General features: G+C 49.3%; 12 protein-coding genes, 1 tRNA gene and 1 riboswitch. Of the genes, 2 read left to right on the forward strand and 11 right to left on the reverse strand.

Going from position 1 to position 11,639, the window contains the following annotated elements; all coding sequences use genetic code 11:
- The 3 genes from ACYC56_RS08380 to ACYC56_RS08390 all read right to left on the reverse strand — a co-directional run.
- The coding region (locus ACYC56_RS08380) for a CZB domain-containing protein (protein WP_461373732.1) at positions 1-871 on the reverse strand (871 nt) is incomplete at its 3' end.
- A 320-nt stretch (positions 872-1,191) separates the two neighbouring features.
- A complete protein-coding gene (locus tag ACYC56_RS08385) occupies positions 1,192-1,575 on the reverse strand; it encodes a hypothetical protein (protein WP_461373733.1) in 384 nt (127 codons plus the stop codon).
- A gap of 286 nt (positions 1,576-1,861) precedes the next feature.
- Entirely contained in the window at positions 1,862-3,247 is a 1,386-nt protein-coding gene (locus tag ACYC56_RS08390) for a diguanylate cyclase (protein ID WP_461373734.1), read from the reverse strand.
- Between the two features lie 174 nt (positions 3,248-3,421).
- Between ACYC56_RS08390 and ACYC56_RS08395 the strand changes: the two genes are divergently transcribed.
- Positions 3,422-3,907 carry a rhodanese-like domain-containing protein gene (locus ACYC56_RS08395; protein WP_461373735.1) on the forward strand — a complete coding sequence of 162 codons (486 nt, stop codon included), beginning with the start codon at positions 3,422-3,424 and terminating at the stop codon, positions 3,905-3,907.
- A gap of 130 nt (positions 3,908-4,037) precedes the next feature.
- On the forward strand, positions 4,038-4,706 hold the full coding sequence (locus tag ACYC56_RS08400) for a hypothetical protein (protein WP_461373736.1): 669 nt from the start codon (positions 4,038-4,040) through the stop codon (positions 4,704-4,706).
- 22 nt (positions 4,707-4,728) lie between these two features.
- Here ACYC56_RS08400 and ACYC56_RS08405 read toward each other — a convergent pair whose 3' ends face one another.
- From ACYC56_RS08405 to ribD, 8 genes are all read right to left on the reverse strand, one after another.
- Positions 4,729-5,073, reverse strand: coding sequence for a hypothetical protein (locus ACYC56_RS08405; protein ID WP_461373737.1), 345 nt, complete (start codon positions 5,071-5,073; stop codon positions 4,729-4,731).
- A 59-nt stretch (positions 5,074-5,132) separates the two neighbouring features.
- Positions 5,133-5,203 (reverse strand) — tRNA-Gln (locus ACYC56_RS08410).
- A gap of 47 nt (positions 5,204-5,250) precedes the next feature.
- Complete coding sequence (gene gltX / locus ACYC56_RS08415; RefSeq protein WP_461373738.1) at positions 5,251-6,693, reverse strand: glutamate--tRNA ligase; 1,443 nt, start codon at positions 6,691-6,693, stop codon at positions 5,251-5,253.
- Positions 6,694-6,932: 239 nt separating this feature from the next.
- On the reverse strand, positions 6,933-7,277 hold the full coding sequence (locus ACYC56_RS08420; RefSeq protein ID WP_461373739.1) for a phosphomannose isomerase type II C-terminal cupin domain: 345 nt from the start codon (positions 7,275-7,277) through the stop codon (positions 6,933-6,935).
- Positions 7,278-7,378: 101 nt separating this feature from the next.
- Positions 7,379-7,840 carry a 6,7-dimethyl-8-ribityllumazine synthase gene (ribH, locus tag ACYC56_RS08425; protein WP_461373740.1) on the reverse strand — a complete coding sequence of 154 codons (462 nt, stop codon included), beginning with the start codon at positions 7,838-7,840 and terminating at the stop codon, positions 7,379-7,381.
- A gap of 42 nt (positions 7,841-7,882) precedes the next feature.
- On the reverse strand, positions 7,883-9,115 hold the full coding sequence (locus tag ACYC56_RS08430; protein ID WP_461373741.1) for a bifunctional 3,4-dihydroxy-2-butanone-4-phosphate synthase/GTP cyclohydrolase II: 1,233 nt from the start codon (positions 9,113-9,115) through the stop codon (positions 7,883-7,885).
- A gap of 140 nt (positions 9,116-9,255) precedes the next feature.
- Positions 9,256-9,906, reverse strand: coding sequence for a riboflavin synthase (locus ACYC56_RS08435; RefSeq protein WP_461373742.1), 651 nt, complete (start codon positions 9,904-9,906; stop codon positions 9,256-9,258).
- Complete coding sequence (ribD, locus tag ACYC56_RS08440) at positions 9,907-11,067, reverse strand: bifunctional diaminohydroxyphosphoribosylaminopyrimidine deaminase/5-amino-6-(5-phosphoribosylamino)uracil reductase RibD (RefSeq protein WP_461373743.1); 1,161 nt, start codon at positions 11,065-11,067, stop codon at positions 9,907-9,909.
- 319 nt (positions 11,068-11,386) lie between these two features.
- Positions 11,387-11,555, reverse strand: a riboswitch (FMN riboswitch).
- Between the last annotated feature and the right edge of the window lie 84 nt (positions 11,556-11,639).

The raw sequence follows: 11,639 nt of genomic DNA on the forward strand, positions 1-11,639 counted from the left end.
CAACATGGCCGCCGTTTTGGGCAAGATTTGCTGCATCGCGGGCCATCTGATCCGCCCTTACAGAACCCTCGGCCGTTTGTTTGATCGTCGCGGCCATCTGATCGATTGTCGCAGCCGTTTCTTCGACGGCTGATGCCTGCTCCTGGGTTCTTTGGGCGAGTTCCTGGTTGCCGGCCGAGATCTGGTCGGTGGCATTCGCGACCGATTCAGAGACCTCAAGAACTTCACCGATCATTTTGTTGATATTGTTAGCGAGTAAATATGCAACCGCTATGCCTACCAGTGCGCCAAGAATAGTTATGAGGACAATAAGGATACTCTGCGTCCTCTGTGCGCTTTCAGCTGCCTTGGTGTTCTCGTTTTTTACGGCCGCCGAAGCGTTTACAAGATTGTTATATATAGTATCTAGTGCGCTAATTGTCGGGAGAGTGTTTTGCTTATAAAGTTTTGCTGCGTTTGCGCGGTGCCCCTTATTGATCTCATCGATTACCAGGGCGCCCTCTACATGTAATCTATTGTGAGGCTCCTCAAGACTTCTCAGAGCCTGTTGAATCTCTGGGGTTTGCTGCTTGAACTCCTCTGAGTTAATGTAACCGTAATACCACTTACCGAAGGCACATTCATGTGGATCAAGGTGCTTATCAAACTTGGTTCCGACAAATACATGATTAGCCAGAGCGTTAAGCCAATCGGCGTGTTGTTTCTGGAAGGTTTTTGCCTGGCTCTCAAACTCGGAGCTGCGAATAACAGTGCCCTGTGCCGCTAAAAGATACCCGTTCGTCTTATTGATTCCTATGCTCGCGATTAACAATATTACAATTATTGCGCCAAATGCTAGATACAGTTTGCTCTTTATACTCAATGTCTTCATCTGCTCTAATCCTCCCCGATAATGTATATGCTATAGCTCAAAGCCATCCGTAAGCCAATGGATAGATTGCTTGCTGGGGATTGTATCGGCTACCATAAAGCCATCTTTAGGTGTTATTCGACTTACTAATATGCTAATATCGTAGTAAAATTTTCCAATAAGCTGAGGTAAACAGCCATAAACACTGCGTTGTTACGTTAACTTCGGTCCACTTTATGTCGATTTTACGGGATAGGAAGGGGACTCCATGAATACGGATGAAACTAAGAAAAGACCCAACCGGTGGGTCTTTTCTTTATCAACAGATATGTAGCTTGTTACTAGCCAACGTGCTCAAGAGCCATTGAGAGCTTCCCTTCGATGAGCTTATAGATATCCGAGGCGATTTGCTCGCATTCCGGGCACCGTGTCGCATAAAACGCATGCTCGTGCATATGCGTGTCATTCTGATGCTTTATCCATGCGCTATAGTCGCCGTTACAGCAACCTTCGGTTCCTCCAAGGGGACAGAGCGTAAGGCATGCCTTTGGGTTTCCTTTATCAAAATAGGTGTCGCAGCAGGCACAACTGTTAGCGCTAAAATCCTCGCCGCCCTCTAGGATAGTCGTCCATTTCCGTTTGGCGGCTTCAAGCGGGGTTAGCCCTGCCCTCAAGTCGGCAAGCATATCGTCTCTGGTATAAGAAATCTCGTTGATCTCGTACATTTCTCCAACCTCCTTGTACTTTCTTATCTCCTTCGACAGGCGAAAAGCTAGGTGTAGCCGATTAAGATATGCCATCTCATCACCCCTAGGGGCCGGGCAACGCTACCGTGACTATCCGCGATTACTATGTATTAATTTTAACGACATAAGTGGGGTGCAGAGAATAAGTATCCGGTAAGCGGCCTATTTTCAGGGTAAACGCGTAAACCTCCCCGCCAACGGGAGGTTTACGATGAATTTTTATAAAGTGCCGGTCAAGGCCGTAATTACCGCACTGGCGGCTGGATTAGGCGGTTTCAGCGGTATCCCTAGGTGCTTGTGACGTGAACTTGGTAACCGAATTTCGGCCCTGCTTCTTTGATATATACATGGCTTGGTCGGCGGCGGAAACCAACGACATCTTGCCGGTTGCGTCATCCGGGTATGTTGCGACCCCGATACTTACCGTCATCCGGCCCGTACCATGTTTAACCTTGAACTGATGGGATTCAACGTTTCGCCGGATTCGTTCGCCGATTCTCATGGCCTCATCTGAGTCGGTTTGCGGTAGGATAACGGCAAACTCCTCTCCGCCGTACCGGGCTGCGATGTCATAGCCGCGGATAGCGTCTGCGATGATTTGGGCGACTTCAAAGAGCGCTTTGTCGCCGAAGAGATGGCCGTTTCTATCGTTGAACTCCTTGAACTTGTCCAGGTCACAGAAAACGAGTGATGTGGATGATTGGAGCTGATCGGCTCGGTGTATCTCTATCTCCAGCTTATCCTGGAATGTCCTATGGTTTACGAGGTTGGTTAAGAGATCGATCTGCGATCTCCACTCCGCTTCGAACCACTTTTCTCGCACGGTCTTCAGCAAATGGTTATTCTCTTCCAAGCGACGCTGCAGGGCTTCGGTCATGATATCAAATTCTTCTGCAAGCTCTCCCAGTTCGTCGCGTCTGTCCAGCTCGATTCGCTTGCGTAAATTACCCTTTGCGACTTCTCTAGCGCCCTCGACCAGATACTTTAAGGGCTTAAACACTTGCCTGCTGATCGCTATGTAAAGAAGAACGATGAGGGACAAAAGGGCCCCTGTGCCGTAAAGCAGCGCGCGGTAGGCATAATCCCTTATGGCGATATCTCTTGGCTCAAGATTCATATATACGCCAAGAACAGCTGCGGGTTGATCACTTATATAAATTGGTGCAAGCATCTCGACAATGCTTTTCCCGGCAGACCGCTCTTCCCATACGATGTGCCCCGTTTTAATTTGAGCCACGTCAAAAGCATCGGCTGATTTACCTATCTCCAAGTGATCGCTGCTCACGGTTTTTATAGCTCCACCGCTCCGTTGTTTCACGTAGAGCGATATTTTTAGTATCTGCGGGTCGATCCTTTTAAGCTCGTCGAAGGTTTTTTGCATACGCTCTGTGGCGGCAAGGTCGCTCGGGCTGTTGATCATCGCGTCGACCATTTGGACGGTTGAGAGCGCCTTTTCTTTATACTGATTATTGATCGCTGCTAAAGAATCCTGGCACGAGGCATAAGCGTAAAAGCCGAAAACGCTGGATATGATGAGAACGGAAAGAATGTTAAGTTTGACGAGGAGACTTCGCCGCTTCTTATGTGATCTAGCATGTGTTTTAATGTGCGGTTTAGTGTGTTTAGCCAATCCGAGTTCACCCTCCAGCATAGAATCAATTATATAGTTATCGGCATTCGCCACCTCGGCTTTTACATTTCTCTCTCATTTTCTCTATATGTGATGCACTTTTTATGCCGGAATAAGCAACCACCAGATTGATGCATGTTATAATGCATTCATAATAGAGTCGTAACAGAATCATCCTATTAAGGGGGTCCATAATTGTTTGAGTTAAGAAAATACTTTGCTATCGCTGCCATTGCCGGATCCATATTTTTTGCGATTGGGTGCGCCTCTCAAGACCAGAGCGCTATGCAAGAGGAGATCAAGCCACCGGCGACTACGACAACCACCCTGCCTCCAATTCGGCCTACAAAGGCATCCGATCTTGAACAACACGGCTGGATCAGCATTTCCGCTGGTCAGCTTGAGCATATGAAGAATACCGATTCTACCCTTCAGATTATCGATGTGAGGGCAAGTTGGATGTATGCAAATAAACACATCAAGGGAGCAGAGCCGATGCCGCTGAGTTATTTGGCGGATAATCTGAAAGAACTCGATAAAACAAGACCGATTGCGGTTTACGACAACGAGGGAGAAGCAGGTAACAAAGCCGCAGATCTCTTGATTCAGAACGGCTTCAAGAAAGTTTATAATCTTGCAGGCGGCATGTCGGCGGGGTGGGAGTATGAGATCGAGCCCTAAAATAAAAATCTAACCATTAAAACGCGAGTAAATCTCGTGGAAGAGATTATGTGAGTTAAATCCCTCCTTTCTGGATAAATATGTGGTTACAATGGCCATTATCAATACTTGTCTAAGAGAGGTAATGCGCATGAGACTAGGCTATACAATCTTGGCGGAAGCGTTTATAAGAGACGGAAATATTGATGAAGCGTTAAAAGCAGTTGAATATTTAGAAGGGGATCGTAATAAGAGGATATTACTGCGAGAGATACGAAACATCGCCATACGACAGGGGCGGCTCGACGCTTACCATAAGACATCGGAAGCGATCGGCCTTGATTCTCGAAACCCGGATGAGTTGACGACTATGCTTCTCGCTAATATCGAAAAGCAAATCATCGATGGAATGAATGAGATAATCGACCTCCTTCCGGATGGTAAAACGAAGAATAAGCTTCTAACAACTGCTATCCTGGAATCTGCCTACAGGGGCCATATCGTGATTTGCGAGCAATTAGCCGAAAAACGCGGTAGCAGATTAACGAGAGATGAAGCGATGACAGCAAAGATTGCCTGTGTCACGCAGGGATGGATCAGCGATGCGCAAAGGGCGGCGAAGGCGGCTGGCATTGAATTAAGTAAGGAGGACTACCGGATAATGTTCGTGGCCAACAAGGACAAGGGGCTGTTAAGTGAAACCATTGAAATGGCAAAGCTCGCTGGTGAGGAGCTTACCGCAGATATTTGGAGCGCCCTCCTTTTAGCTGCAGCGTCTAACGGCAAAGCCAATGTTTGGGTAATAGCAGAAAAGTTTTAGACACAGAACTCCTCATCATGTATTATTCACGCACCGCTTGCCGGTTGCGTACGTATTTATCTATCCAGCGTGTGATCTCCGCACGTAATTCCTTTTCCAGATCGCTAAGGTTGTTTTCATCGACCCAGAGCAACGGGTCGTTCCCTTTTTGGATAAAAACGATGTCGATCGGGAAAATCTCCATTACCTCTTCCGATCCGGTGCTGAGAAAAATGAAGCTTTGCGCTTCGTAAATCTCATCGGTGTCAGCGCTTTCAAGCCTGGCCTCTAAGAGGTATCCGTGTTTGGCAAACTCTGACTTGTTCTCGTCAACGATCTTGGTGGTAAGGTCTGAAACCATACCCTCTATGTGTTTTATACGCTCCATTGGTCATTCTCCTATCATTTATAACAAGAAATCCTGATAGGAGCACCAGGATTTCCTTGCTGGGGGAGAAGGATTCGAACCCTCACATACGGAGCCAGAGTCCGTTGTCCTACCGTTAGACGATCCCCCACTATGCAGTTTTGGTTCGATTCGGTGGATCGAACAGATGAAATACTATCACGAATCGTCGGCCATTTCAAGTAAATGGATTGCTTCGCTGAGGCGTTCGAGCGTTGCCTCGCGACCCAATAGCTCTATTGTCTCAAACAGCGGCGGACTTATATTGCGACCGGTGACGGCAACCCTGATCGGCTGGAATACGAATTTCGCTTTAAGCCCTGTTTCCTCGGCGAGGGCCCGGAGACGTTGCTCTATGGGTTCGGAGTAAAACTCGAACGACATGTCTGAGAGCGCCTCCAGAGTTTTGCGTAAGATATCAGGCACTCCTTCTTTCTTAAGGACCTTCTCGACCGCCTCGGGTTTGTACTCGACACGGTGAAAGAAGAAGCTGCTTAGGTCCACTATATCGCCGAGCTTTTCGAGCCGCTCCTGTGTGATCTCTGCAAGCCTGCTGTACCACGCATTATCATACATCTCTATAGCGAGACCCGCCCTTTGCAGAAACGGTTTCATCATTCCGGCCAGTTCGTGTACCGATAATTCGCGGATGTAGACGCCGTTCATCCACTGAAGTTTTGCGGAATCGAATACCGCCGGGGATTTACCGACGCCCTCGAGATTGAATTTCTGGATGAGTTCTTGCCAGCCGAAAATGGTCTGGTCCTCAAAACCCCACCCAAGAAGCGCAAGATAATTGACGAGTGCCGAAGGCAGGTACCCTTCATCACGGTATGCCTCGACAGCGGTAGCACCGTGGCGTTTGCTTAGCCTGGTCTTATCCGGACCGAGTATCATCGGAAGATGCCCGAATTCAGGGATAGTATATCCTAACGCCTGATAAACAAGGATTTGCCGCGGGGTATTGGAGAGATGATCGTCTCCCCTTATTACATGGGTTATATGCATATCGTGATCGTCGACGACCACTGCAAAGTTATATGTAGGGATGCCGTCGGCGCGCACCATGACGAAATCGTCGAGGTTGACGTTTTCAAAGCTTACCTCGCCCTTTACCAGGTCGTTTATTAGTGTGGTGCCCTCGTCCGGGCAGAGAAAGCGAATGACCGGTTTTAGCCCTTTCTTTTCGCAGGCCAGGCGCTCGACCTCGCTTAAAGAAGCGCAACGGCGGTCGTATTTGGGTGTTTCCTTGCGTGCGAGCGCGGCCTTCCTTCGCTCTTCAAGCTCTTCCGGCGTGCAATAGCACTTGTATGCTTTGCCCGTTTCAAGAAGCCTGCGTGCTTCTTCTTCGTAGCGCGGAAGCCGCTCCATTTGTCTGAACGGGCCCTCGTCCCAGACAAGCCCCAGCCAGCGCATCGCCTCGATGATGGCGTTGATCGCTTCTTCGGTTGAGCGCTCGCGGTCGGTATCTTCGATTCGTAAAATAAAAATGCCACCGTGATGGCGGGCGTAAAGCCAATTGAAAAGCGCCGTCCTCGCCCCTCCGATATGCAGATATCCGGTCGGACTTGGTGCGAATCTAACCCTTACTTTGCCGTCCATGCGTCCTCCAGGCCTCTCAAGTTTAGCCAACTTTTATATAGTAGCAGATATTCCGTTGTTGTGTAATTTCAAAGCTCCGCTTCACACAAGGCTATCAATATATTGAAGCCAGAAGTCAGGAGTCAGAATCCAGGATAAAACCATTTATTAGATTCTCAATATACTGGAAAATTAACACGTAAAAGCCCCGGTGTCTGCCGGAGCTTTAAGTTTTTTTGCTTTTACGATAGCCTGTTCTATTAAATATCCAGTTCGCGGCCGTAGTCGTCGGCCAGGCGGTGGTTGTCATCTTCGTTGTTGTAACCGAAGGCTATCTCGAGAACCCGCGATTGCCCTTCGCTCGTGGATATCAACCTGTGCACGGTGCCGGATGGGATAAAGAACTCCTCGCCCACCGTAGCGTCGTGGAGTTCTTCGCCTATCTGGACCCTCACACCGTCATCCAAAACAACCCAGGCATCACTTCTAAGGTTATGCCAGTGAAGGCTGGTTTCCTGACCCGGTTGTAATGTCAGAAGCTTTACAGAACAGGTCTTGTTATGTGCGTATTGTTTGTAAAAACCCCAGGGTTTTTCTACTTTCATAAACTATCACCAGTTATCATCTAACCATTAATAAAGTCCTAGCACAAGCGTAGCTTGATAAATAAAAAGAGACTTATTTCTTTTAAACTCTTTCAATTACTTTAAATCACTTTTACGAGGTTGGCCATCTCTATTGCCGATACTGCGGCTTGCCAGCCCTTATTACCCTGCTTGGTACCGGCCCGCTCGATCGCCTGCTCGATGCTGTCGGTAGTCACTACACCGAAAATAATCGGGACGCCCGAGTCGAGATTTACCTTTGCGATGCCTTTTGCGACTTCGCCAGCGACATAGTCGAAGTGCGGCGTAGAGCCCCTGATAACGGCACCCAGGCAAATGATGGCGTTGTATCGACCGCTCTCTGCAAGCTTTTTTGCTACCAATGGGATCTCAAATGCGCCCGGTGTCCAGGCGACATGCACATCCTCATCCGCTGCGCCGTGGCGCTTCAGGGCATCCATCGCCCCATCGAGAAGTCGTGTTCCGATAAACTCGTTAAACCTGCCAACGACTATGGCGAACTTCAAATCCTCCGCAATCAGATTACCTTCATACGTCTGCATTATATCAACCTCCTTAAGGTTTAAGGTCTAGCGTGTATCTTCTTACTTATTGGTACTTTCTTCGGGCGTACGATCAACGTTTTCTAGCATGTGGTCCATTTTTTCTTTCTTTGTCTGGAGATAATGGATGTTGTAATCGGTCGGTTTTACTTGAAGGGGCACCCTCTCTATAATATTCAAACCGTAGCCTTCAAGGCCGACGATTTTCTTAGGATTATTGGTCATAAGACGTATGGAGCTTAAGCCGAGATCCGCTAGAATCTGCGCACCCATACCGTAATCTCTCAGGTCGGCAGGAAAGCCAAGGTCGTTGTTCGCCTGTACGGTATCGCGGCCGTGGTCCTGAAGCTCGTATGCGCGTAGCTTGTTTAGAAGGCCGATTCCCCGCCCTTCGTGTCCAAGAATATAAAGGAGAACGCCCTTTCCCTCTTCATCGATCATCTTAAGAGCGGTTTCGAGCTGATCGCCGCAGTCACAGCGAAGCGAGTGGAAGATATCGCCTGTCAGGCACTCGGAATGCACCCTGACTAGAACGTTCTCTTGCCCATTGACCTCACCCTTGACCAAGGCGAAATACTCCTTGCCATCGAGCCTGCAACGGTAGCCGATTGCTTTAAAATCACCGAAGTTGGTCGGCAGGATGACTTCCGCGACGCGCTCGATAAGCTTCTCCGTCTTGCGCCTGTACCTGATCAGGTCCTCGACGCTCACCAGCTTGAGGTTGAATTTATCGGCGACCTCGCGAAGTTGCGGCAGGCGGGCCATGGTGCCGTCTTCGTTCATGATCTCGCAGATAACCCCGGCCGGGAAGAGCCCGGCAAGCTTGGCGAGGTCGACGGCAGTCTCGGTGTGGCCGGCCCTCTCAAGAACGCCACCCTTCTTAGCCCTCAACGGGAAGACGTGACCCGGCATCGAGATGTCCTCAGGCTTGCTGTTCGGATCGACGACGGCCTGCACCGTTACCGCACGGTCTTTTGCAGAAATACCGGTCGTGATCTTACCCTTGGCGCCGATCGAAACGGTAAACGCCGTCCCCTGTTCGGAGGTATTATTCTGCACCATCGCCGGGATACCCAGCTCATCGAGCCTCCAGCCCACGCTCGGCATGCAGATAAGGCCGCGCCCATTTGTGGCCATGAAGTTAACGACCTCAGGGATGACCTTCTCGGCGGCTACGACAAAATCGCCTTCGTTTTCCCTGTCCTCATCGTCGACTACTATGATGATCTTTCCGTCTTTTATGTCTTGTATGGCTTCTTCAATATTATCCAACATATGCGTTTCCCCCTGCTTCTTTCTAACGTATCTCTTTACAACAAACCATGTGCCCTTGTTACTGTTGTTAGCGGTTAGCGACTGGCGATTAAAAACTAGGAGGTTTACCAATCGCTCTTCGCTAATCGCTAATCGCCAGATTATGTAAAGCCCATATCGCGGAGTTTATCAACAGTAAGCCCGGGGCTTTTATCGCCATCCGGCCTCATATTGATAAACTTCTCGACATACTTACCTATGAGATCGGCCTCTAGGTTCACCCGGTCGCGGGGGCCTTTAAAGCCAAGCGTCGTCATCTTTGCCGTGTGCGGGATGATGGAAACGGTGACGTGCTTAGCACTATAATCCATTACAGTGAGGCTGATCCCGTCAACGGCGATCGATCCCCGCTCGATTAAGAAGCGGGTGACGGAGACGGGGGCTTCTATTTTTATTAGAAGGGCATTCTGCTGAACCGTTTTGGATGTTATGACCCCCACTCCATCCACGTGCCCCGAGACCATATGTCCTCCCAGGCGACTTGAGAGCGTCATCGCCCGCTCAAGATTCACTGTTTCTCCCCGCGTTAGCTCTTCAAGGTCGGTTTTCACAACGGTTTCCGGCATAACATCGACCGTGAAGCCGTTGACCGATTTTGTGGTCGCGGTAAGGCATACGCCGTTGACCGCAACGGAATCGCCTATCTGTAGTTCGGGCGTGAGCTTGGGCGCCTCTATTTCGATGACGAATTCCTTCGCCCCACGCTTTATCGCTTTTACTTTGCCAAGCTCTTCGATGATGCCTGTGAACATTTAAACCACCTTGGATTCTTCGCTATCGCTCAGAACGATATCCAGCGCACTCTTCTTCTTTGGATAAGCTTCGACTAATATATCTTCAATACCCTCTTCAATATCTTTAACCGTATCTTCGGCTTTGCTTTTACCTAACTGCTCGATGCTTTCGATCCTTAGCTCTTTCATCACATCCAGCCTGCCGCCGATCAGGTCGACGCCCTGTTTGCCGATAAATTTCGGCGCGATAAATATCATGTACTTGTCAACCAAGCCCGCCTTAACAAACGATGCGGCGAGTTTGCCTCCGCCCTCGACCAGAATGCTTGAGATCTCGCGGGCCCCCAGCTCTTCAAGTAGAAGCTCGGCATCAACCGTACCGTCCCAGGTCTCAAGCTTGATGACCTCAAGACCCCTCACTTTTAGGTCCTCGATGTTCGCCACCGGAGCGAAGGATGTCGTTGCTACGATCGTGCGCACATCATGCGCCGTGCTCACGATTTTGCTGCTTAAGGGAATCCTGGCTTTCGAGTCGACGATGATGCGTACGGGGTTTTTTGTATTCTCACGCTCAAGCCTTGTTGTGAGCTGGGGATTATCTACGGTAACCGTGCCGATACCGACCATTATGGCATCATACTGGTTCCTCAACTCGTGCGTCCTTATCCTTGCAGCTTCACCGGTAATCGCGGTCGCCTTTTCGGGTGATTGTGCGATTTTGCCATCCAAGCTTACCGCCGCTTTAAGCACCACAAACGGTCGCCCCGTCGTAATGTATTTGATAAAGACTTCGTTTTGCTTTGCGACTACGTCTGAGAGCATGCCATATTCGACCTCGATTCCCGCATCACGCAGGCGTTTTATGCCACCACCCGCGCATTTTGGGTTGGGGTCGATCATGCCGACGATCACTTTCTTAATGCCCGCGTTAACGATCGCTTCGGAACACGGGGGCGTTCTCCCGTGATGGTTGCACGGCTCAAGCGAGACAACCATCGTCGCACCCTCGACATCTTCGGTCGCATTGTTGAAAGCATTTATCTCCGCGTGCGGCTCGCCCGCTTTTTGATGGTAGCCCTCAGCGATTACCCTGCCGTCTTTCAGGATAAGAGCCCCCACCATGGGGTTGGGACTGGTCGTCCCGTGGCCCATTTCTGCCAGCTCAATCGCCCTTCGCATATATTGTTTGAAGTCTACCGCCGTGTTCTCCATCGTTTCTTTAGTAACCTACCTATTACTCATCTATGTGCTAGCTATTTATTACTCGTTACTTCTAACCTATGCATAGCTGTTTCTTAACCATTACCGAGCGATTCTTTAGCAACCACTTGGCTGTTAGCTTTTGTAACACATTTGTTACTTAGCAGCCTATAAATTACTCGGCTTTTAAAAGTCTAACCCTAAACTTAGAATCCAGAATAGAACCCGGGGGGAAATAAAAAGCGCCTCGGAGAAAGCCAGGCGCAGGGCAAACGCATACATAAATGTATACTTTAGCCTTAACCTTCTCCCATCCAGACTATACTGTCGGCTCCGGAATCTCGCCGGATCTGCCCTGGCTGGTGTACAACCAATCCAAAGCTCGCGGGCTTACCTAAAACTGCTTTTCAAAAGCCTGTTTGAGGCTTACCGCCGGTCGGGAATCTCACCCTGCCCCGAAGGTCCGTATTCAATTATTGATAATTGTTGCAATTGTAGCAGAATTAGTTTGTGTTTTGCAAGCTACATAGATGCGGCCTTTCGTATACCCC

It is taken from the genome of Candidatus Aquicultor sp., from assembly GCF_054640775.1.

Coding starts and splice junctions, on each gene's coding strand:
- ribH (WP_461373740.1), bottom strand. CDS start 7,840: ATGCAGACGTATGAAGGTAATCTGATTGCGGAGGATTTGAAGTTCGCC.
- ACYC56_RS08385 (WP_461373733.1), bottom strand. CDS start 1,575: ATGTACGAGATCAACGAGATTTCTTATACCAGAGACGATATGCTTGCC.
- ACYC56_RS08390 (WP_461373734.1), bottom strand. CDS start 3,247: ATGCTGGAGGGTGAACTCGGATTGGCTAAACACACTAAACCGCACATT.
- ACYC56_RS08400 (WP_461373736.1), top strand. CDS start 4,038: ATGAGACTAGGCTATACAATCTTGGCGGAAGCGTTTATAAGAGACGGA.
- gltX (WP_461373738.1), bottom strand. CDS start 6,693: ATGGACGGCAAAGTAAGGGTTAGATTCGCACCAAGTCCGACCGGATAT.
- ribD (WP_461373743.1), bottom strand. CDS start 11,067: ATGCGAAGGGCGATTGAGCTGGCAGAAATGGGCCACGGGACGACCAGT.
- ACYC56_RS08430 (WP_461373741.1), bottom strand. CDS start 9,115: ATGTTGGATAATATTGAAGAAGCCATACAAGACATAAAAGACGGAAAG.
- ACYC56_RS08420 (WP_461373739.1), bottom strand. CDS start 7,277: ATGAAAGTAGAAAAACCCTGGGGTTTTTACAAACAATACGCACATAAC.
- ACYC56_RS08435 (WP_461373742.1), bottom strand. CDS start 9,906: ATGTTCACAGGCATCATCGAAGAGCTTGGCAAAGTAAAAGCGATAAAG.
- ACYC56_RS08405 (WP_461373737.1), bottom strand. CDS start 5,073: ATGGAGCGTATAAAACACATAGAGGGTATGGTTTCAGACCTTACCACC.